Raw genomic sequence first — 22,198 nt, forward strand, 5'->3', positions numbered from 1 at the left:
GCCTGGAGATCGCGGTCGGGCTAAGGGGACAGGCCGATGAGCGCGGCCGGATCGTGCTCACGTTTCGCGGTCTCGACGGGGCGGAACTGGAGCAGCTGCGACTTCCGATCGCGGCCGGGGGCTGTGACGTCACAGCGCCGGACTGGCCCAGCACCGTGCAGGTCTCCCTGGATCTCGCGGGCGCGGGACGAATCGACAAGCTCTGGCTGCGAATTGATCCGGTGTTGGTCGATCAGGCCGCGCGAGGTCATCCCGCTGCGGCCATGCCGTTCGATCCCGAACACTACGCCGCGCAGCTGGACCGGGCGGCGGACGACCCCGTGGCCCACTATCTGGCCGAGGGGGAGGCAGGCGGACTGAGCCCGCATTCCTGGTTCGACCCCACCTGGTATCGCGATACCTATATGACCCCAGGCGGTCGCGGGGGGCCGGCCCTGCTGGACTACGCCGAGCGCGCGCCGCGCGAGCCGGTCAGGCCGCATCCGCTGTTCGACGCCGAGTGGTACGCGCGCCATTACGAATGTTCGGACGGCGTCGCGCCGTTGGATGACTTTCTGTCCCGACAGGACCGCGCGGCCAGTCTGGCGGCCCTGATCGCCGCCGATGTCGGGCCGGGCGATCCCGCGCCCATCGAACGTCCGGAAGGCCTGAGGCCGCATCGGATCAGCTATCACGCGCCGCACCTGGTGGAGGACGCCACGGTCGCGACCGCCCCTCCCCGCCCATCCGACCTTCGCATCACCGTACTGGGCCTGGCCGCTACGCCAGAGGCGGGCGAGCGGCTCAGCGCCGTCATCGCGGCCCAGACCCATGCTCCAACCGACCTGGCCATTGTCGATGTCGGCGAGGATCGCGCCGGAGCCCTGAACGCCGCGCTTGACGCGGTGACGAGCGACGCCGTGGCGTTTCTGGACAGCGACAGCGACTGGCGTCCGGATCATCTGGCGCGGCTGGCGGGGCGGCTGCAGTCCGGTGGCGGCGATGCGGTCTTCGCTTCATGGAAGCGGATCGAGCCGAGCGGCCGTGAACGATGGCTGGGACAGCCCTACGACGCCGATGCGCACGCCCTCCAGGATATGCTGCCGCTCAGCGCCTGGCTACATCGGCCATCGTCGGTCCGGTTCGACGGCGACGCCGGGCTGGCGATGGACTGGCGCTATGGTCGCGACCTGGCGGCGGTTCTGGGCCCGCCCGCGTGGTCCCCTGTCAGCACTCTGGAGCGACACCAGCCGGCCGATCCCGGCCAGGATCACCGACTGGCCGAAATCAATCGCCGCCTGGACTGGTCCCCAGACGATCCCAAACAGTTGGCGCCGCCCGTCAGTCTGGTGATGGTGCTTCAGGGCCGTTTCACCCTGGCGCAGGAGACGCTGGCGGCTCTGCTGACCACGTCGGCGAGCGTCGGTTACGAGATCGTTCTCGTCGACAACGGCGTAACCGAGCGGGATCTGCCATTGGTTATCGACTGGACCAGACGGTTCGACCCAGTGCGGCTGGTGCGGGCGCCTCAACCGATTCGGGCCGCTGTCGGCGCCAATCTCGGGGCGCTTGCGGCCCATGGCGAGGTTCTGGTCTTCGTCGCGCCGGGCCTTCGGCCGCGCCCCGGCTGGCTGGAGCCGCTGGTCGAAGCCCTGGATGGACACTCCAGCGTGCAGCCTGTGCTGCTGTCACCCGATGGCCTGGAGCGTTCGCGCGGACTGGCCTCCGACGCTGGCGTCGTCGTCGCCTCCACGGAAGAGGTGATCGCCACACGCGCGACCGATTTCCGCGCCGTTAAAGGGTTCGACGCGCTTCTGACGGACGGTCCGATGGCGGCCGATCTGACCCTGCGATTGACCGCGCACACCGACCGCGGCTTCGACCTGGTCGAGGCGTCGGTCGCCGAGGTCGCCAGCGAGCGCGCATTGTCTCTCGCCGTCAATGTCGAGGCGGAGAGCCGGTTCAGCGCGCGATGGGGTGAACTCACGCCGGCTGTCTCGCGCGTGCCGTTCCGCATAGGATTCGGCGAGGCGGCACGGGATTCATCGCCCCTCAAGATCGCGCTCAAGGTCTGTTTCGCCAACGAACCCGAGGCCAATTCCGGAGACTGGCATTTCGCCCGCTCCCTGGCCGAGGCCCTCCGCGCGGAGACGTGTCGGGTGCGGATCGACGGAGCCCTGGACTGGTATGGCTCCCCCGAGATCGACGACGTCGTCCTGATGCTGAGGGGACGATGGCGTTATCGGCCGTCCCCGAGGCATCTGAACCTGATGTGGCTGATCAGCCATCCGGACGCCGTGCGACCGCGCGAGGTTCTGGGCTACGATCACGTCTTCGCCGCATCGGCGCCCTTGGCCGAACGACTTGCGGCGGGAGTGGCGCGGTTCGATCCGTCGGACCAGGCGCGTGTGTCGCCCCTGCTCCAATGCACGGACCCGGCGCTGTTTCATCCGCCCGAGACGGACCCTCCGTCGCGCGGCGTGGTCTTCGTGGCGAACTCCCGGGGGGTCGAGCGCCGCATCGCCCATCAGGCCGTCGAGGAGCGTCTCCCCGTCGAAATCCATGGCCGCCAGTGGGACCGGTTCGCAGCGAACGCCCTGGTTCGCGGCCCGGGTATGGCCAACGCCGAGGTCGCCGACCTGTACCGTCGCTCAGTCGTGTTGAACGATCACTGGGCCGACATGCGGGCGAACGGCATCCTGTCCAACCGCCTGTTCGACGCCGCTGCCTGTGGAGCGCCGGTGATCTCCGATGATGTCGCAGGCCTGGATGAAACCTTCCAGGGACTGGTCGACACCTGGCGGTCCAGACAGGCGCTCGCCCCGCTGGTTCACGCCGCGGTGACGGAGGATGCCGAGGCGCGCGCCCGACGTCGCGCCCTTGCCCAAGAAGTGATGGCGGTCCATTCCTTCGCCGCCCGGGCGCGCGAGATCGTCGCCGTCGCCCGGCGCGAGCTGGCCCGACTGGCCGCAGAACCGAACCGGCGCGAGCGCGCTGACTGATCAAGATAAAGCCCGAAAGGCTCGCCTCATGACCTTGACCTGCCGCGCCGCCCTTCTCGCCACCGCCCTGCTGGCGTCCGGTCTCGCCGCTTGCGCCACCGCGCCGGGCGGGCCTGTGCTGTCGGGTGACATGCCGCCGCCGCCCGCCGCGACCGCCGCAGTCGACTATGTGCGCGACGTCCACTCCTACGCCCGGCCCGAGGTGGCGCGGGTGACCCATGTCGATCTGGACCTGGCGGCCGATTTCCAGCGCAACGTCCTGTCGGGCACGGCGACCCTGGACGTCTCGGCCGAGCCGGGCGCGCAGGAGATCATCCTTGACGTTCGCGACCTCGACATCAGCCGGGTGCGCGACGCCGCCACGGGGAGCGACCTGCGTTTCACGGTCGGCGAGGAGCAAGCCTTCATCGGTCGTCCCCTGACCATCCAGCTGCCGAACGGGGCTGCGGGCGGGACCGGCAAGATCTCCATCGACTATGCGACGCGGCCGAATGCGGCGGCCCTGCAGTGGTTGACCCCTGCCCAGACAGCGGGCGGCGAGCTGCCCTACCTGTTCAGCCAGGGCCAGGCCATCCTGACGCGCACCTGGATCCCCACCCAGGACAGCCCCGGCATCCGCCAGACCTACACGGCCCGGATCACCGCCCCGGCCGAGCTGACCGCCGTCATGAGCGCCGAGATGCTGACGCCACAGGGCGAGGCCGTGTCTGGCGATGCAAGCCGCAAGGCCTGGCGTTTCCGCATGACCAATCCGATCCCGCCCTATCTGATCGCCATCGGGGTCGGCGATCTGGAGTTTGCCTCGCTGGGACCGCGCACGGGCGTCTGGACCGAGCCGTCGGAACTGGCCGCCGCCCGCGCCGAATTCCCCGAAGTCGAGGCCATGGTTGAGGCGGCCGAGGGGCTGTACGGCCCCTATCTGTGGGGCCGCTACGACCTGCTGGTACTGCCGCCCAGCTTTCCGTTCGGTGGTATGGAGAACCCCCGCCTTACCTTCGCCACGCCGACGATCATCGCCGGCGACCGGTCGCTGGTCAGTCTGGTCGCGCACGAATTGGCCCACAGCTGGTCGGGCAATCTGGTGACCAACGCCACCTGGGCCGACTTCTGGCTCAACGAGGGGTTCACCTCCTATTTCGAGAACCGGATCATGGAGGCTGTCTATGACCGTGACCGGGCGGTTCAGGAGCAGGTCCTGGCCTGGGATGGCTTGCAGGCCGAGTTGGCTGAACTGCCGGCCGCCGATCAGAGGCTTCATCTCGACCTCGCTGGCCGCGACCCTGACGAGGGCATGTCGACCATCGCCTACGACAAGGGCGCCGCCCTGCTGCGCACCATCGAGCGAATCGTCGGTCGCGAGCGCTTCGACGCCTGGATGCGCGGCTATTTCGAACGCAACGCCTTCCGGCCGATGACCACCGAGCGGTTCCTCGAAGACATCCGGACCCACCTTATCGCCGGTGACACCCGGCTAGAACAGCAGCTGATGCTGGACCAGTGGATCTACCAGCCCGGGATGCCCTCGAACTTCCAGCCGCCGGTGTCGGACGCCTTTGCCAACGTTGATCAGGCTGCCTTGGCCTTTGCGAGCGGCGGACCGGCTTCCGCCATTCCGTGGAGCGGCTGGACGACCCAGCAGCGTCAGCGGTTCCTCGGCTGGCGGCCCGAGGGCCAGGCCGACAACAGTGGCTGGCTGTCGCAGGGGCAGCTGGCCGATCTGGACGGAACGTTGGGGCTGTCAGACGCCGGCAACTCCGAGGTCGAATACGCGTGGTTCCAGGTCGCCGTCGCCCACCGCTACGAGCCGGCGGTTCCGGCTATCGAGGCCTTCCTGAAAAATCAGGGCCGCCGCAAGTTCGTCTTGCCGCTGTTCCAGAGCCTCTGGGCTCAGGGCGACTGGGGTCGGCCGATCGCTACGCGCGTGTATGCCGAGGCCCGCCCGGGTTATCACTCGGTCACGGCGAATTCGGTCGATGAAGTTGTCGGATGGACCGGCCGCTGAACGCGCCGGCCTGATTTGCCAGGACCGTCAGGCCGCCAGCGGTTCCGCCAAGGCGCGGACCGCGGCGCGCCCGCCGTGCACGCGCCCGACGACCTCCGCCAGGGCTGCGAAGTCGATGGGCTTGTTGAGGTAGGCGTCGGCGCCGGCCGCCAGGCCGGCATGGTGATCCTCCGTGCGCGCCGATGCCGACAGCACCACCACGGGCGTCTCCGCATTGGGCCCTCCGTCCTCGCGCAGCCGGCGGGTGGCCGTCAGGCCGTCCATGACCGGCATGTTGACGTCCATGACGATGAGGTCGAACCGCTGATCGGCACAGGCGTCCAGCGCCAGTTGGCCATTCTCCGCCGTCACTGCGATGTGGCCAGAAGAGCCGAGCCAAGCCTCCAGGATCATGCGGTTGACGGGGTGATCCTCGACCACCAGCACCGAAAGGCAGCGGCCCTCGCCGCAGTCGGCCACCAGCGGCTTAACCTCCGCCGCCACCCGCCACTCCAATACCTCGGCTTCGACCGAGAACACGAAGGTCGAGCCCTTGCCCTCTCTTGAGGTCACGGTGATGTCGCCGCCCATGATGTTGGCCATGCGCCGCGCGATGGTCAGGCCCAGGCCCGTGCCGCCGAACTTGCGTGTGGACGACGCGTCCAGCTGGGTGAAGGGCTGGAACAGACGATCCAGGTCCTCCGCCGAAATGCCCGGTCCGGAATCGACGATGGTGAAATCGAAGGCGACCCGGTCGTCGGCGACCCGGCGGCCCGACAGACGATAGCGGACCTGTCCTTCCTGGGTGAATTTCACGGCGTTCGAGAGCAGGTTCTGCACCACCTGACAGACCCTCAAGGGGTCGCCGCGAACCACCGCCGGGATTTCCCCATCGAAGGTGGTGACAAGGTCCAGCCCCTTGGCCTCGGCCTGGGCGGTGAAGGGGCCGGTGATGCGACGATGCAGATCCTGCATATCCACCTCGACCGCTTCGAACGTCATCTTGCCGGCCTCGATCTTGGTCATGTCGAGGATGTCGTTGAGCAGACCCAGCAGGTTGTCGCCGGAGTTGCGGATGATCGACAGATAGTCGCGCTGGGTGTTGTCGAGCCGCGTCGCGCTCATCAGCTGCGCGGCGCCAAGGACGCCGTTCATCGGCGTGCGCAGCTCGTGCGAGATGACGCCCAGGAAGTTTGACTTGGCCTCGCTGGCAGCGTCGGCGCGATCACGCGCGCTCTCCAGTTCATCGATCAGATGGGCCTGATAGTCCTGGAAGCTCTGAATTTTGGCCTCCTTCATCATGGTGATGATGATCTTGACCAGCAGCGATGATCCCAACACCGGCGCCACGGCCAGCAGGGTCCAGAACCCCGCCTCGCCCCAGAGACTGGAGGCGAGAACCAGCGCGGTCAGGGTGTAGGGCGCGGAGATGACGAAGGCCTCGCGCGGCGCCGTCCGCATCTGGGTGAAGACCATCACATAGCCGGAGCACAGCAAGGCCACCGCGAGGGCCGGACCCATCGGCCCGCCCCGGAACCAGGCCAGCAGCGGCGCCGTCGCCCAGGCGAAGGTTGTCAGGAAGGCGACCCAGACGAAGATGGGCGCATATTTGGAGCCCGTGCGGGCCACGACGTGCTTCTCGACCTGACCGCGCACATAGCCGGCGGCCATGGTGAGGGCGAACCAGCCGGCCGCCAGCCAGGGCCCGACGGCGGTGGCCAAGGCCACGGCCCAGCTGAAGATGATCCAGTAGCGGAGATTGCCGGTTTCGAGGATGGACTGTAGCACCTGGGCCGCCTCGGCCGGGGCGCGAACCTTGGCCTTGGGTCTAGCGGCAGCCTTGTCAGCGCCGGCCGCGATCCTGTCGACCACCTGGTCCGTCATACCGTCCCCATCGTGCCTGTCCCAAACCCGGCGGAAGGCTAGTCATGGATGACCTAAGGGGAAATGAACGCCAAGGTGGTTATGTACCGTCGGTTTCCGATATTGCCCGGGCCTTGATCGACAGGGCGTGGACCGGCCCTGCCAGTTCTTCGGCCAGCAGGCGATTGATGGTCTTCTGCCGCTCCAACCGTCCCACGCCCTCGAAGGCGGCGGACACGACCTCAAGGTTGAAATGGCTCTCGCCACCCGGCCTGGCGTCCATGCCGCCTTCGTGGTGATGGCCGGCGTGGCGGGCGCTGTCGTCCTCGATCACGAGCCGTTCGGGCGCCAGGGCCTGGATAAGTTTTTTGCGGATGATCGTCGCAATCGGGCCTTCAGTCATGTCTTGTCCTTGAGAACGTCCCAATCGACCCTACACTTCGGGTGATGGCCACAGCCTTTCAATACAAGCCCCGCTTCAAGGACATGCGCATCCGGCCGCCCAAGGAGGGCGAGGCCGAGGCCGAGGCCGACGTTCTGAAGCTAAAGCCTGGGGAAAAGCCCTGTCAGTGGCCCGACTGTTCGCGCGCCGCCACCGCCCGCGCGCCCAAGTCCCGCGAGCGGCTGGCCGACTTCTATGACTTCTGTCAGGCCCACGCCGGCGAGTACAACAAGAGCTGGAATTTCTACGCCGGCATGAGCGAGGGCGAGGTCCGCGCCGCTCAGGAGAACGAGGCCATGACCGGCGGCCGCCCGACCTGGGAGATGAAGGCCGGCAAGATGTCGCGAGAGGCGGCCGCCTTCGCCTCCAAGATGGGCACGGCCAACACCACCGGTCAGGGCTCGTGGCGCGACAGCTTCGGCCTGTTCGGCCGGCGCACCCGCGAAGCCGCGCCCGGCGAGACCGAGGGCCTGCGCATCGGCCGCCTCGAACGCGCCGCCTTGGCCGACCTTGATCTCGAGGCCGGCGCCGACAAGGCCGCCATCAAGGCCCGCTATCACCTGCTGCTGAAACGCTTCCACCCCGACACCAACGGCGGCGACCGCGCCGCCGAGGAAAAGCTCCAGCGCGTCATTAAGGCCTGGAAGACGCTGAGAAAGGCGGGGATGGCGTGATAGCCTCTCCTCCTCAAAGTTCGGTAAGTCGGGACCACTGACGCTGGCGATGCTCGGACGAGGACGCCGGAGGATGGGCGGGCGTCAGTCCGCCGGCAGCCAGCGCCCCGACTCCCGCTGATCTTCTGATGAGGTCGAGTTCATCACGCATTGAACACAGCGCTGAGATGCTGTGTTCGGCGGCCTGTTGCAACAACGCCCTGGTCTCCGGTTTGACCTTGCCCTGTGCGACTTCGCCGCCGGCGACGCGATGAAGCCACTTGAGCCGAATGGAGATTGTGAGGATGTGGGTCATGAACTTGGCGTGCTCTTGTCCCGTGGCCGGATAGGCTTCCATCATGGCGATAAGGGCGGAATATCGATCCGGCGCCCACGCCGACCACACGGTCTGAAACCATTTTAGATCATCCTCGTCAGCCGCCAGCCGCTCGGCGTTTGTGGCCGCGCGACGAACAAACCGATCCAGCTCGGTGATCTCCTTGGTGGCGGATCGAGCCACCAGATAGATGGCGGTCATGCGATCCGCAGCGGCCACCCGGCGTTCGTGCCGGTAATGGACAAATCCGGCGGCCAGCGCGCCCCAGAAGGCCGCAAAAGTGCCGATCACTCCAGCCCAGCCGTATGACCACTCTTGCTGCAACGGCGCCCACATCGTGGTCTGAGCCGTGGAAAAGACAGCGATGATGGCGCCGACCACAAGAGCGACCCCCAGCGTGACGGGCATTCGGCGTCCGAGCTTCGACATCGCAGTCTCAAAAGGATGTGGCTTGCTGGCCCATCGAAGCACCTGCCTGGTTGACTGGCAATCAATGGCGTCGGTAGGCCCGGCAGGACTCGAACCTGCAACCAGACCGTTATGAGCGGTCGGCTCTAACCATTGAGCTACGGGCCCGTCCGCGGGGCGGCCGTCTCGCCTAGCAGGCGGCGCGGCGGCGGCAAAGACCCGACCCGTCGCCCGCCGCCTTTCGCTTTTGTCACGCCGATGAACCGAAACTGACCGGCCGCCCTCCCGTTCATTCAGATGAACGCGGCTAGACCGGCCGCGTCACGACGCCGGTCCCCGCCGGCGCGCAAGAGGAGTCTCTCTCAATGCCCCGCATCCGTCTCGCCGGCCCCCTGGCCGCCTCCGCCGCCGCCTTGGCCCTGGTCGCCGGCGCCGCGCCCGCCCTGGCTCAATCGCAGCCGGCCGCTCCGGCCCAGCAGGTTCAGATCATGGCCCAATATCCCGCCCTCAACCTGGCCGCCCACGGTGAGGTCAAGATCGCGCCTGACAAGGCTGATATCAATTTCGGCGTGGTGACCGAGGCCCCGACCGCCGCCGAAGCCATGGCCCAGAACGCCGAGCGCATGACCCGGGTGATGCGCGCCCTGACCGGCGCAGGCATCGCCGAGCGGGACATCCAGACCTCGGGCCTCAACCTCCAGGCCCAGTACGATTATGTCCAGGATCAGCCGCCCCGCCTGCGCGGCTATCAGGCCACCAACCGCGTGACGGTGCTGGTGCGTGACGTCGAGGCCGTCGGCACCACCGCTGACGCCGTCGTCGCCGCCGGGGTCAATCAGATCGACGGCATCACCTTCGGCCTGATCGACCCCACCGAGGCCGAAAACCAGGCCCGCCAGCTGGCCGTCCGCGCGCTTCAGAACAAGGCCGAGGTCTATGCCCAGGCTACCGGCCTGCGTCTGGCCGGGCTGCGCAGCCTGACCGAGGCCGGCGGCTATCAGCCCCAGCCGCCCATGCCGATGTACCGCATGGCGCTCCAGTCTTCCGCCGACGCCGCCTCCACGCCTGTCTCCTCCGGGGAACTGAGCGTCCGGATCGACATCACCGGCGTCTACGACCTGGCGCGTTAAGCTTGCGCCGGCTCCTTTCCCCGATCGGAAGGAGCCGGCGCCCACCAGGATCAGGGCGACAGGATCAGGGTGCGTTCCTCGACTCGCCACGAGCCCAGCTCTGACAGCACGTTCATGCCCAGCACCTCGATGCCGCCGAAGGCTGGAGACACCATGACCCGGATGTCGCGCGCCTCTATCCCGCCCAGCTGAAGCGTTTCGACGGTTCCGGTTTCGGCCCGAACCACGCCGTTGGCGGTACGCACGACCACCGGCACCAGGCTGTCGCCACGTTCGATCCCCGCGGCCTCCGCGGTCTCGAGCGTCAGGGCGGTCAGGGTGGCGCCGGTATCCACCAACATGCGCCGCTCCACGCCGTTGATCGAGGCCTCGACCCAGAAGTGGCCATCGGGCGAGAGCGGGATGCGCACCTCGTCTCCGACCACCTGTTGCCGGCTCATCCCCAGCCGGTCCGCGAAGCGGGACAGGGTCGGGTCGAACTGGGCCTGCTGCAGCAGCATGAAAAGGAAAAAGGCCAGCAGCCCATAGGACAGGATCGCCCTCAACGCCTTGCCCACATAGGGCAGGCGAAACAGCAGCAGCAGGATCAGGGCCGCGCCCGCCGCATAGAGGGCCAGGGTCATCCATTCGGGACTGTCGGTCAGCAGCGGCGGCATGCGGTCCCTGGCGTTCGTGGAAGACGACTTCTAACGCGACATGCCCAGCTTCGCCGCCGGGACATCACGCCGCAACCACGTCAATCGACGGCGGTGATCTCGGCGGCCTGGCCATTGATGCTGATCTCGTCGCCGACCTCCCGGCCGATCAGAGCTCGGGCGAGCGGAGAGACATGGCTGACGGTGCCGGCCTTGGGATCCGCCTCATCTTCACCGACGATGCGCCAGGTCTCGACCCGCCCGTCGTCACGCTCGATGGTGGCCCCTCCCCCGAAGCGGACCCGCCCGTCCGGCTGCGTCGGTTCGATGAGTTGGGCCGAGGCGCGGCGCGCGGACCAGTAGCGCAGGTCGCGGGTGGCGCGCGCCATGGCGGTCCGATCGGCCTCGATGTCGCCCTTGGCCTGAGCGGTCGCATAGGCGGCGCGCGCCGCGGCCAGGGCCGCGTCCATGGCGGCCAGCCCTGCGGGGGTGACCAGGTTCGGGTGCGACGAGATCGGCCGATCCGGGAGATCGGCCGCCGTCGCCTCCAGGTCCTCTTCCCGGGTGAAGGCGACGCTCATGATCGGGGTCCGGACGTAGTCATGTCAGGGCAACGCCCTCCGCGTCCGGATGATCCGCTGGGCGGCGCCGGTTCAGTCCGTCGGGCAGGCGGCGTCGCCCTCGTTGGACGCCAGGCGCACGTCCTCGATCGAGAGGCCCAGGGCTCCCTCTGTCTCCAGCAGGAAGGGCGTATCGATGGCCGAGACATCGGCCCCGGCGTCGCGGAAGCACGACAGCCGCACCTTCAGTTCGCCCCACTCCCCGGCCGGGGCGCCGCTCAGACGCGGCGTGATGTCGATGACACCGGCGCCGACACCCAGGCGGACCGCATCCGTGGGCGCCTGATCAACGCGATAGCGGAAAGACAACGCCATCTCGCCGTTGGTCTGACGGGTCAGGTCGATCGGCGCCGAGGCGATGGCCACGCGCGCCGGACCGTCGCCGGCGAAACTCAGGGCCACGGCCGTTTCCTGGCCCGTTCCATCGACCGGGCGCGCCGAGACCCCGCCGCGCGGCGATCGGCCCACGGCCTCCTCGCCCAGTTTCAGTTCGCCGCCGCCGTCGCGCAGCATCAGCGACCAGGGGGCCACGAAGCGGCCATCGACGAAATAGCGGTCCACGGCCGAGCCGGAGCTCTCGACGCCGCTGACCTCGGACAGGGCGGCGACCTCGGCGGGCGCCGCATAGCTAAGCCCGTACCCATAGGCGAACTGGGGATCATAGCCATCCTGGCCGCGGTTCAGGGGCGCGCCCGCCGCGCCCTTGGGCCAGCTGAAGCTGAGCTTGCCCGTGAAGTCATGACGCGGCGCGCCTTCGGTGTCCCCGACCAGCACATCGGCCACGCCGCCGCCCTCCGCGCCCGGCAGCCAGGCCGCCACGAAGGCGTCGGACTGGTTGATCTCGGGATTGGTCCACATCGGTCTGCCGGACAGGAACACCGAGACGGTCGGCACCCCCGCCGCCTTCAGCCGCCGCAGGGTCTCCAGAGGCTCTTCGGGGAGGAAGTCCAGGGTCTCCACGTCGCCCTGAAACTCGGCGTAGGGCGTCTCGCCGAAGACGACGATGGCCACGTCCGGGCGCTCGCTGAATTGGCCGCCGGCGTCATAGGTCGCTGCGCCGCCGGCCGCCGTCACCGCCTCCTCGATTCCAGCCCAAATCGACTGGCCATTGGGGAAGTCGTCGTTGGAATTGCCCGTCCCCTGCCAAGTCAGGGTCCAGCCGCCCGAGGCCTGGCCGATGTCGTCGGCCGCCGCGCCCGCGACCAGCACCCGCGCGCCGGCACGGATCGGCAGCACGCCGCCGTTGTTCTTGAGCAGCACCAGAGACTTGCGGACCGCCTCGCGCGCCAGGGCGCGGTGCTCGGCCGAGCCCAGCAGCTCCAGGCGACCTTCATAGGGACGTTGGTCCTCGAACAGACCCGTCTTGACCTTGGCGCGCAGGATGCGGCGCACCGCCTCGTCGATCCGCGCCATCGGGATCTCGCCCGATTGGGCCTGGGCCAGGGTGCTGGCGTAGAGCGGCTTCCAGCTGTCGGGGGCCATCAGCATGTCGATCCCGGCGTTGACCGCCAGGGCGCAGCTCTCGTTGGAGCAGCCCGGCAGCTGGCCGTGGGCGTTCCAGTCCGAGACGACGAAACCGTCAAAGCCCAGCGGGCCGCGCAGCACCTCGGTCAGGATGGTCTCGTTGCCGGAGTGTTTGACACCGTTCCAGCTGGAGAAGCTGGCCATGATGGACAGCACGCCGGCGTCGATCGCTTGGGTGTAGCCGCCCAGGTGGATGTCGATCAGCTCGCGTTCCGTACCCGCGAAATCGCCCTGGTCGGTGCCGTTGGTGGTGCCGCCGTCGGCCAGGAAGTGCTTGGCCGATCCGGCGATGCGGCCGGGCGCGATATGACCCTCGGTGGGGATCTCGCCCTGCAGACCCAGGGTCATGGGGCCGGCATAGGCCTGACCCACCTCGGGATCCTCGGCATAGCCCTCATAGGTCCGGCCCCAGCGGTCGTCGCGCGGCACGGCCAGGGTCGGGCCGAACGTCCAGTCGGCCCCGGTCACCGCCACCTCGACGGCCGTCGCCTCGCCGATGCGACGGATCAGGTCGGGGTCGCGCGCCGCGCCCAGGCCGATGTTGTGGGGAAAGACGGTGGCGCCGACGACATTGTTGTGCCCGTGCACGGCGTCGATGCCATAGATCAGCGGCACCACCGTGCCGCCGCGGCGGGCGTTGGCGGCGCGAAACGCCTGGGCCAGTTCGACCCATCTGGCGGCTTCGGCCCGCTCGTCGCCGCCGGGCGACGAGTTGCCCCCCGCCAGGATCGAGCCCAGCGGATAGGTCAGCAGGTCCTCGGGCGTAATGGCGGCGATGTCGGCCTGGATCATCTGGCCGACCTTCTCCTCCAGCGTCAGGCGACCCAGCAGATCCTCGACGAAGGCTTCGGTGGCCGGATCGCTCATCGCGTCTGGCGAGCTCGCCTGGGGCCAATCGGCGGGGTTGGCGCGCGACGCCTCGGTGACGATGCTGTCTTCATTTGACACGTGGACGACTGGCTGCGCCACGGCCGCACCACCGATGCTGAGCGCGAACGCCACGGCCAGGGCATGGCGGCTGGCCGTGTGAGAAAGCAGATGGATCATGACGCCCCCGGTGACTGCATGGCCCGCGAACGTCGTGATCGGGGTCCCGGCGCTTGCGGGGTCCGTCCGGCGTTTCCTCGGCGGCGGATCATCGTCCGCAGGCTCGTTACCACGAAACTGACCCGACAATGATAACGCTGTCAACGCCACGAATGGGGGATTTCCGCTCCCGGGGCGATCGGCTTACATGAACGCGACCTGACCATCGCCGTTCAGACGCGGTTCCACCGCGACCCTTTAGAACAACCCTCATCAGGGGTTCAGTCGAAAGGAATCGCCGCCATGAAGACCCAAATGAAGATCGCCGCCGCGGCCATGGCCGCGATCATGGGTGTCACCGCCCTCGGCGCCAGCGCGGCCTCGGCCGCCACCGTCGCCGCCGAAGCGCAACCGCGCGGTAACTGGGAGCGTCGCGAGGATCGCCGTGACCGTCGCGAGTTCCGCCAGGATCGCCGCGAGGACCGTCGCGAATACCGTCAGGACCGTCGCGAGGACCGGCGCGAATATCGTCAGGATGTGCGCCAGTACCAACGTTGGCAGCAGGCCCAGCGTCGCTACAGCGCCCCGCGCTACTACGCGCCGCGCGGTTACCAGACCCGCAGCTGGTCCTACGGTCAGCGCCTGCCTTCGGCCTATATGGGTCGCCAGTATGTGGTTCACGACTACAACCGCTACGGCCTGCGCGCCCCGCCCCGCGGCTACCAGTACGTCCGCTCGGGCAATGATGTGGTCCTCGCCGCCGTCGCCGGTGGCCTGATCACCGCAGTGATCGCCGGCCTGTTCAATTAAGCAGAGGTCCCAGCGACCGCGTCTCGCCTAGCCTGAGACGTGAGTGACGAACGCCCCGGAAGTCCGCTTCCGGGGCGTTTTCGTGCGTGGAGATTGGCTCGGCGGGGTTCCAATCGTCGGCGAGGACGTTAGGACCGGGGCATGACCTCCCCCATCAATCCCATCGAACAGGCGGCGGTGGAGGGCCAACGCACACTGGCCTTCGACGCCGCCATGATCGCCAAGCTGACCGAGATGGCCGGCGATCTGGCCGTCAACCTGACCGTCGCCCTGGTCATTCTGATCGGCACGATCATCGCCTCGCGCTGGGCGGCGCATTCCGCCAGGCGCGTTCTGGGCCGTGTCCGAGGTTTCCGCCACGATCCCACGGTGTTGAGCTTCGCCACCCAGGTGGTGCGAGTGGTGGTGCTGATCGTCGGCCTGATCATGGTGCTGCAGCGGCTGGGCGTGCAGACCACCTCGATCATCGCCGTCCTGGGCGCCGCCTCTCTGGCGGTGGGCCTGGCGCTGCAGGGGACGCTGTCCAACGTAGCGGCGGGGGTGATGCTGCTGGTGCTGCGGCCCTATCGGGTCGGCGACGTGGTGACCATCGGCGAGGTGACCGGCTCGGTGCAGCGGCTGGATCTGTTCGTCACCCAGATGGGCAACGCCAACAACCACAAGATCGTGGTGCCCAATTCCCAGGTGCTGAGCGACGTCATCATCAATCTGTCGGGTCAGCAGACCCGGCGCATCGAGATCAATTTCACCGTCGGCTATGGCGAAAACCTGAGCCAGGCGCGCGAGGTGCTGGTCGGGGTGGCGACGGCGCATGAGCTGGTGCTCGGCGATCCGCCACCGTGGGGCGGGGTCACCGGCCTGCTGGACAGCGCGGTGCAGATCACTCTGCACGCTTGGGTCAACTCCGGCGACTGGTGGCAGACCCAGGCCGACCTGTTCCAGTCGGGCAAGGAGGCGTTGGACGCCGCCGGCATCGAAATCCCCTTCCCGCACCAGGTCGCGGTTCCCTATGGCGACGCCGAGAGCGAGGCCGTGGTCGTGGTGCGCGGGGGGCCCGACGCGCCGCGGCTGACGCGCAGCGAGCCGGCGGACGCCCAGCCGCGTCCGAACGCCACTGACCCGGAGGCCTGACGCCGTGCGCTACGATTTCGGATCCGACAACACCGCCGGCATGGCGCCCGAGGCGATGGAAGCCCTGGCCGAGGCGAACGCCGGGCATGTCTCGGCCTATGGGACCGACGCCGTCACCGCCCGCGCCGCCGACGCGGTGCGGGCGCGGCTGGACGCGGACGCCGAGGTGCGGTTCGTCTTCTCCGGCACGGCCGCGAACGCCATCGCCCTGTCGATGCTGGCCCGGTCATTCGAGGCGGTGGCGGCGCACCATGCCGCCCATGTCTGCACCGACGAGACCGGCGCGCCGGGGTTCTTCGGCCAGGGCGTCGGCTTGGTTGGCCTGCCCGGCCTGTCGGGCAAGATCGACCTGGTCGGGCTGGAGGCCATCCTCGAAGAGCCTGAAGTCGGGCATCGCCAGCCGCTGGCCGCGCTCAGCCTGACCCAGGCCACGGAGTACGGCGCGGTCTACACGGTCGACGAGCTCCGCAAACTGATCGAACCGGCCAAGGCGCGGGGTCTGGGGGTTCATCTGGACGGGGCGCGCCTGGCCAATGCCGCGGCGGCGGGGTTCGACTTGGGCCAGATCGCTCGCATCGGCGTCGATGTCCTGGTGCTGGGCGGGGCCAAGGCGGGCGCGGGATGCGTGGAGGCTCTGGTCCTGTTCGACAAGAGCCTGGCTCCGCGGCTGGACAATCGGTTGAAACAGGCCGGCCAGATGTCGTCCAAGACCCGCATGCTGTCCGCGCCGATGCTGGGGCTACTGGAGAGCGGGGCCTGGGATGACCGGGCCGCGCACGCCAATCTGATGGCCCAACGACTGGCCGACGGGATCGAGGGCGCCACGCGGTTCGTCCTGGCCCATCCGGTCGACGCCAACATTGTTTTCGTGCGCATGCCCGAGGAGGCGCACGCGGCGCTGCGCGGCGCCGGCTGGGCCTGCTATCGCTTCGACGACGGCTCTGTACGGTTCGTCTGCAGCTGGTCGACAACCGAGGCGACAGTCGATGAGTTGATCGCCGCCATCGGAGCTGTGGGCGACACGCCCGGCGAAACGCCCGTCCACCATTAGGTGTTTGACGCCGCGGCGAGGGCACGCCAGAGGGGTGAGGCATGCTCAAGCCCGTCACTCACTGGAATCTGCGACGGCTTAAAGCGACCTACGAAGAGGTCGAAGCGGCTCTTCTCAAGAACCAACCGCCGTCACCCGCAACGCTAGAGCGGCTGGCTCGGGTCGGTCACATGCCCGATCCGCTGCGCGAGCGCGCCGCCACCGAGAGCGGGCGGGTCGTCGGCCATGTTCTCGCCGCCACCCTGGGCCGGGGAAAGGTGCATTGGGACGCGCTCACTCCGCTGGTCGAGGTCGTGCGACCCAACCCCCAGGATTCAGGGCTGGCGCGTGACATGATCGCCTATCTCGCCGGAATTCGCGCCATACGTCGCTACATGTCGGCGGAGATGACCCGGGGATCGGAAACGTTTTTCCGCCCGCATGTCCCGGCGCTGAGGGATGTGGTGGGCAGGGTTGATCGCTGGCTGCCCGGGACGCGCGCCCTCAAGATTCTCAAGGCCGGTCTCGTCAGCCTGGATGACCGATCCGCGGCTCGGAGCCTCTATGCAGAGGCTCTTGAGGAAGGCTGGAACGGCATGGCGTCCTCCATCTTCGATCTGGGCGCCCACACCTATCTGAGCGGACCGGAGGTGTGGTCGCGGCGGCGCAATCCGGAAGAGGCGTTGCCCAGCGAAGCGGTGCGCCAGGCTTTGGCGCGTCGGCGGCCACCCTATGACCGGGCGTGGATCAATCTGGTCTGGTCCGTCGATCCGGGCTTTCTGCGCATCTACGGCCCCATGTGGTTCAATATCGCGCCGTACCTGCTGAACGAAGGTATCGGCATGATCATGGTGGTGGCCGGGCCACAGGGCCCGCGAGGCCTGGCCATCGACGAAGCGCGTGATCTGATCGCGCGATCCGCGCGCTTTCGGAATCTGCCGGACGCCGACGCCTATGCCGACGCCGTCACCTTCGTCGAGGTCGAGGTTCCATCCTGGGTCGGCGAGACAAAGACCTACTACGCTTCGGCGCGCTATCTGGCCGCGCTGCCGATCCTGGAGGCGACGGGCAAGCCGATCCTGATCGCCGATGTCGACCAGACCCTGCGCGATCCACTCGTCCCGTTCCTGAAAAAGCTCAAGGACGCCGACATTGCGATCCCGCAATCACGGGGGTTGGCGCTCATGTGGCCCTGGCGGCGCAACATGGCGGGCACCGGCTATTTCGCGGCGACGGAAGCCAGCCGCGGCATCCTGAAACGCGTTCGGGACTACGTCACCGCAGGACTCGTCGAGGATCCGTCCTGGACCCTGGACCAGAACGCCCTGGCCTTCGCGCTGGAAGAGGCGTCAGGGGTCAATGTGCTGGACCTTTACGACACGCCCCGCCCGCTGCATCAGGACAAGGTGAGAACCATCTTCGAAAAGACCTGGCGCGACGGCCCGGCGACGCCGCCATGACCCAGACCATGGTGCTGGTCGCACGCGTCGCCGGCGCGTTCGGCGTCAAGGGCGAGGTGCGGATCACCGCCTATACGGCCGACCCGCTATCGCTGAAGGCCTATGGTCCGCTGTTGCGCGAGGATGGTTCGCCGGGCCTGACCCTGATCTCGGCGCGCGCGGCCAAGGACGGGGTCGTGGCGAAAGCCCGGGAGATTGACACCAAGGAAGCGGCGGACGCGCTCCGGGGCCTTCGTCTGTTCGTGCCGCGCGACCGGTTGCCGGAGCCTGATGACGAAGACGAATTCTATCTGACCGACCTGGTGGGACTAGAGGCGCGAGACGCCCAGGATACAGTGATCGGGCGCGTGAAGTCCGTGCAGAACTTCGGCGCCTCGGACATGCTGGAACTCGCGCCCACGGCGGGTGGCCCGACCTGGTACCTGCCCTTCACCCGCGAGGCCGTGCCCGAGGTGAGAATCAACGATGGCTGGCTGCGCGCCGTGCGACCGGCCGAAGTCGACGAGCGCGACTAGCCGGCCTCGCGGAACGCCACCCGCGCGGCCCCCAGCAGGGCGGCGTGCTTGTGCAGGATCACCTTGGTCGGGATGGCCTGCATATAGTCCTGGAACCGGCCCTTTCGCTCGAACCGCTCGCGGAAGGGGCTGGCCTTGAGGAAGGGCAGGATGCGGGGCGCGATGCCACCCGCGATATAGACCCCACCCCGGGCGCCCATGGTCAGGGCGACATCGCCGGCCACGGCGCCCAGGATGGCGCAGAACCGCGCCAGGGTCTGGCCGCAATGGCCCCGCGGATCGTCCAGCGCCTCCTGGGTGATCTGAGCCGGATCGTCGATGTGGGTTTCACGCCCGTCGATCTCGGCCAAGGCCCGGTGCATGTTGAGCAGGCCCGGGCCGCAGATCAGCCGCTCGATCGAGACGCGGTCATAGCGGCGGCGCAGGATGCGCAGGATCTCGTCCTCGACCGCGTCGCCCGGCGCAAAACAGGCGTGGCCGCCTTCCGAAGGCAGGGCCATTTCATTGCCCTGTCCGTCACGCGCCAGGGCCGACACGCCGAACCCCGTGCCGGGCCCAAGGACGGCGATGGCGGAATCGTCGTCGCCTTGGTCAGGCCCGCCCAGCGAGGCCAGCTGATCCTCGGGCACCACCGGCGCGCCCCAGGCCAAAGCCTCGAAGTCGTTGATCAGGCGCGCGGGCTTGAGACCCAGCGTCTCCAGTTCGCGTTCGGAGACACGCCACGGCGAATTGGTCAGGTCGATCTCGCCGTCGGTGACCGGACCGGCCACGGCGATAACGCCCGAGGTCGGCTTGACCTCGCAGCCGTCGATGAAAGCCTTCACTCCCTCCAGAAAGGTCGGATAGCGCTCGGCGGGAAAGCTCTCGTGGTGCTCAAGCACCGGCTTGCCATCCAACATGTGGGCGATGGCGAAGCGGGCGTTGGTGCCGCCCACATCGCCCACCAGCAGGGTCTTGTCCCAGGTCACGCTCATCTCACTTCCCTATCGCGGGCCGCCGAGCGGCCTTCTGTGCTTGGTCGATCTCAGGCGTCCACGGCCCGGTCGACGAGGTTGGGGTCCGGCGGGGTGTCGGTGTGCGGGTGCTGGCCGGGCGGCTGGGCGAAACAGATCGAGGCTCCCTCCTCCGCCACGCCCACGACCTGACGGAAGGCGCCGTACAGCTCGCGGCCATAGCCCCAGGCCGAACCCTCCGCATGCTCGCGGCTACGGGCGGCGGCCGGGCGGCCCGTCAGGTCCGCGACGCCGACCGTGGTCAGGACCCCGGCATCGGGATCCAGCCGGATGATGTCGCCGTCCTTCACATGCGCCAGCGGCCCGCCGGCCAGGGCCTCGGGCGACACATGAATGGCCGCCGGCGTCTTGCCCGAGGCGCCCGACATGCGGCCGTCGGTGACGAAGGCGACCTTGAAGCCGCGGTCCTGAATGACGCTGAGCGCCGGCGAAAGGCTGTGCAGTTCGGGCATGCCGTTGGCCTTGGGCCCCTGGAAGCGCAGCACCACCACGACGTCGCGATCCAGCTTGCCGTCCTTGAAGGCCTGCAGCGCCTCTTCCTGGCTCTCGAACACGGCGGCGGGGGCCTCGACCATGCGGTTCTCGGGCTTGACCGCCGAGACCTTGATGACGGCCCGGCCGAGGTCGCCCTGCACCAGGCGCAGGCCACCGTCCTTCTGGAACGGGTCGGAGGCGGGGCGCAGGATGTCGAGGTCGAGACTTTCGGAGACGCCGTCCTTCCAGACCAGTTCGCCATTCTCGAGCATCGGCTCCTGGAAATAGGCGTCGATGCCGTGGCCCATGATGGTCTGAACGTCGCGGTGGATGTGGCCGTTCTCGGCCAGCTCGCGCGCCACGAAGGCGACGCCGCCGGCGGCCTGGAAGGCGTTCACATCGGCCGAGCCATTGGGATAGACGCGAGCCAGCAAAGGCGTCGCCGACGATAGTTGGTCCATGTCGGTCCAGTCGATCAGCACGCCCGCCGAGCGCGCCATGGCGACCAGATGGATGGCGTGGTTGGTCGAGCCGCCGGTGGCGAGCAGGGCCACGATGGCGTTGACGATGGACTTCTCGTCCACGACGTCGGCCATGCGACCGCGGCCCTCGCGCGCCAGCCTGACCGCATGCTGGGCGGCGGCGGCGGTCAGGGCGTCGCGCAGGCCGGTCTCCGGGTGGACGAAGGCGGTCGAGGGCATGTGCAGGCCGATCAGCTCCATCATCATCTGATTGGAGTTGGCGGTGCCGTAGAAGGTGCAGGTGCCAGGCGAATGATAGCTGCCGATCTCGCTTTCCAGAAGGGTCTGGCGATCGACCTGGCCTTGCGCGTATTCGGCGCGGACGCGGGCCTTTTCGGCGTTGGGGATGCCCGAGGGCATGGGGCCGGCCGGGGCGAACACCACCGGCAGATGGCCGAAGGCCAGCGATCCCATGAACAGGCCGGGCACGATCTTGTCGCAGACACCGAGGCACAGGGCAGCGTCGAAGGCGTCATGGGTCAGGGCGATGCCGGTCGACAGGGCGATGACGTCGCGGCTGAACAGGCTGAGCTCCATGCCCGGCCGCCCCTGGGTCACGCCGTCACACATGGCGGGCACGCCGCCCGCGACCTGGGCCGTGGCGTCGACCTCGCGCACCGCGGCGCGGACGATCTCGGGGAAGCGCTCGAACGGCTGGTGGGCCGAGAGCATGTCGTTGTAGGCGGTGACCACGCCGAGGTTGGGCTGGGCGCCCGACATGGCGGTCAGCTTGTCGCGCACCGGCGCGCCGGCGAAGGCGTGGGCCCAGTTGGCGCAGGACAGCTTGGCCCGGCCCGGCTTTGACGAGGCGGCGGCGTCCATGCGGCGCAGATAGTCGGCGCGGGTGTCGCGGCTCTTGTCGATGATCCGCTGGGTGACCTCGGCGACGATGGGGTTGAGCGCGGTCATTTGGCGGCCTCTGTCCACAGCACCTCGAGCGGGGCGCCCGAGCCGATCAGGGCGGCGATGGGGGTGACGGCGGGATCGCCCCCGGCCATCTGCTCGAACACGCGGCGTTTGGTCTCGCCGGTCAGGGCCAGGACGACGCGGCGGGCGCCGGCCAGCCAGGCGAGGTTGAGGCTGATCCGCTCCTGGGGCGGGGCCATGCCGTCGCGGCCGGGCGGCACACCGAGGACGGTCGGCGGGATGTCGGGATGGAGCAGGGTCTTCAGGGTCGGGCTTTCAGGGAACATGGAACAGATATGGCCATCCTCCCCCATGCCGAGAAGGACCGCGTCGATCCGTCCGCCCGTCCAGCCGGCGGCGGCGCGCAGTTCATGGGCGGCCAGGGCGGCGGCGCGGTCCACGGTGACGGCGGCGTGGTGCAGCGGCAGGAAGCGCGCCTTGGCGGCGGGGCCGGTGATCAGCGTTTGCTTCATCAGCGCAGCATTGGAATCCGCCGAGGTCTCGGGGACGTGGCGCTCATCGACCAGGGTGGCGGTGACTTTCGACCAGTCGAGGTCGGCTTGGGACAGGCGCGCGTAGATTGGCGACGGAGTCGAGCCGCCGGCCCCGGCGAACAGGGCGGCGCCGTTTTCGGCCAGACCGGCGGACAGGGCATCCGACAGGCGGTTGGCGCAGGCTTCCGCCCAGGAGTCGCGCGCGGGGAAGGTCTGGATTTCGGGAGGCACTTTATCACCGTCT

At 68.4% G+C, this 22,198-nt stretch carries 18 protein-coding genes and 1 tRNA gene; 9 read left to right on the forward strand and 10 right to left on the reverse strand.

Translation table 11 applies throughout. The annotated features are described in order from the left end of the window. The first annotated feature begins 53 nt into the window (after positions 1-53). On the forward strand, positions 54-2,981 hold the full coding sequence (locus EES48_RS09240; RefSeq protein WP_122466086.1) for a glycosyltransferase: 2,928 nt from the start codon (positions 54-56) through the stop codon (positions 2,979-2,981). 28 nt (positions 2,982-3,009) lie between these two features. Continuing rightward, complete coding sequence (locus EES48_RS09245; RefSeq protein WP_122466087.1) at positions 3,010-4,983, forward strand: M1 family metallopeptidase; 1,974 nt, start codon at positions 3,010-3,012, stop codon at positions 4,981-4,983. A gap of 27 nt (positions 4,984-5,010) precedes the next feature. Here EES48_RS09245 and EES48_RS09250 read toward each other — a convergent pair whose 3' ends face one another. Continuing rightward, positions 5,011-6,846: an ATP-binding protein gene (locus EES48_RS09250; protein WP_122466088.1), complete on the reverse strand. Its 1,836-nt coding sequence runs from the start codon at positions 6,844-6,846 to the stop codon at positions 5,011-5,013. 79 nt (positions 6,847-6,925) lie between these two features. After that, complete coding sequence (locus tag EES48_RS09255; protein ID WP_122466089.1) at positions 6,926-7,228, reverse strand: BolA family protein; 303 nt, start codon at positions 7,226-7,228, stop codon at positions 6,926-6,928. A 44-nt stretch (positions 7,229-7,272) separates the two neighbouring features. Here EES48_RS09255 and EES48_RS09260 point away from each other — a divergent pair, with 44 nt between their 5' ends. Further along, on the forward strand, positions 7,273-7,941 hold the full coding sequence (locus EES48_RS09260) for a J domain-containing protein (RefSeq protein ID WP_122466090.1): 669 nt from the start codon (positions 7,273-7,275) through the stop codon (positions 7,939-7,941). 13 nt (positions 7,942-7,954) lie between these two features. On the opposite strand, the gene EES48_RS09265 is transcribed toward EES48_RS09260, so the two are convergent. Further along, positions 7,955-8,686 (reverse strand): hypothetical protein, encoded by a 732-nt coding sequence (locus tag EES48_RS09265; protein ID WP_205679415.1) that lies wholly within the window; start codon positions 8,684-8,686, stop codon positions 7,955-7,957. A 74-nt stretch (positions 8,687-8,760) separates the two neighbouring features. Beyond that, positions 8,761-8,833 (reverse strand) — tRNA-Ile (locus EES48_RS09270). A gap of 197 nt (positions 8,834-9,030) precedes the next feature. Here EES48_RS09270 and EES48_RS09275 point away from each other — a divergent pair. Then, the gene (locus tag EES48_RS09275; protein ID WP_122466092.1) at positions 9,031-9,795 is read left to right on the forward strand and encodes an SIMPL domain-containing protein; all 765 of its coding nucleotides are present in this window, start codon (positions 9,031-9,033) and stop codon (positions 9,793-9,795) included. 50 nt (positions 9,796-9,845) lie between these two features. Here EES48_RS09275 and EES48_RS09280 read toward each other — a convergent pair whose 3' ends face one another. The 3 genes from EES48_RS09280 to EES48_RS09290 form a co-directional block, all read right to left on the reverse strand. Beyond that, complete coding sequence (locus EES48_RS09280) at positions 9,846-10,451, reverse strand: retropepsin-like aspartic protease family protein (protein ID WP_205679416.1); 606 nt, start codon at positions 10,449-10,451, stop codon at positions 9,846-9,848. A gap of 80 nt (positions 10,452-10,531) precedes the next feature. Next, positions 10,532-11,011, reverse strand: coding sequence for a transcription elongation factor GreA (greA, locus tag EES48_RS09285; RefSeq protein ID WP_122466093.1), 480 nt, complete (start codon positions 11,009-11,011; stop codon positions 10,532-10,534). 72 nt (positions 11,012-11,083) lie between these two features. Continuing rightward, a complete protein-coding gene (locus EES48_RS09290; RefSeq protein WP_122466094.1) occupies positions 11,084-13,621 on the reverse strand; it encodes a glycoside hydrolase family 3 protein in 2,538 nt (845 codons plus the stop codon). 282 nt (positions 13,622-13,903) lie between these two features. Between EES48_RS09290 and EES48_RS09295 the strand changes: the two genes are divergently transcribed. From EES48_RS09295 to rimM, 5 genes are all read left to right on the forward strand, one after another. Then, a complete protein-coding gene (locus tag EES48_RS09295; protein WP_240623294.1) occupies positions 13,904-14,410 on the forward strand; it encodes an RcnB family protein in 507 nt (168 codons plus the stop codon). A gap of 141 nt (positions 14,411-14,551) precedes the next feature. Further along, entirely contained in the window at positions 14,552-15,541 is a 990-nt protein-coding gene (locus EES48_RS09300) for a mechanosensitive ion channel family protein (protein ID WP_122466095.1), read from the forward strand. 4 nt (positions 15,542-15,545) lie between these two features. Then, positions 15,546-16,592, forward strand: a complete 1,047-nt coding sequence (locus EES48_RS09305; RefSeq protein ID WP_122466096.1) for a threonine aldolase family protein — start codon at positions 15,546-15,548, stop codon at positions 16,590-16,592. 41 nt (positions 16,593-16,633) lie between these two features. After that, the gene (locus EES48_RS09310) at positions 16,634-18,031 is read left to right on the forward strand and encodes a hypothetical protein (protein WP_162998099.1); all 1,398 of its coding nucleotides are present in this window, start codon (positions 16,634-16,636) and stop codon (positions 18,029-18,031) included. Further along, positions 18,028-18,546: a ribosome maturation factor RimM gene (gene rimM, locus EES48_RS09315; protein ID WP_122466098.1), complete on the forward strand. Its 519-nt coding sequence runs from the start codon at positions 18,028-18,030 to the stop codon at positions 18,544-18,546. Before EES48_RS09310 ends, rimM begins: the two co-directional genes overlap by 4 nt. Here the strand turns inward: rimM and glk are convergent. From glk to pgl, 3 genes are read right to left on the reverse strand one after another with little or no spacing between them, the layout of a single operon-like run. After that, entirely contained in the window at positions 18,543-19,520 is a 978-nt protein-coding gene (glk, locus tag EES48_RS09320; RefSeq protein WP_122466099.1) for a glucokinase, read from the reverse strand. The two genes, rimM and glk, sit on opposite strands and share 4 nt — an antisense overlap. A gap of 50 nt (positions 19,521-19,570) precedes the next feature. Further along, positions 19,571-21,463: a phosphogluconate dehydratase gene (edd, locus tag EES48_RS09325; RefSeq protein ID WP_122466100.1), complete on the reverse strand. Its 1,893-nt coding sequence runs from the start codon at positions 21,461-21,463 to the stop codon at positions 19,571-19,573. Further along, positions 21,460-22,185 carry a 6-phosphogluconolactonase gene (gene pgl, locus EES48_RS09330; RefSeq protein ID WP_240623295.1) on the reverse strand — a complete coding sequence of 242 codons (726 nt, stop codon included), beginning with the start codon at positions 22,183-22,185 and terminating at the stop codon, positions 21,460-21,462. The genes edd and pgl overlap by 4 nt, the downstream gene beginning before the upstream one ends. Positions 22,186-22,198: the final 13 nt, after the last annotated feature.

It is taken from the genome of Brevundimonas lutea (assembly GCF_003704105.1).
GTDB classification, from domain to species: Bacteria; Pseudomonadota; Alphaproteobacteria; order Caulobacterales; family Caulobacteraceae; genus Brevundimonas; species Brevundimonas lutea.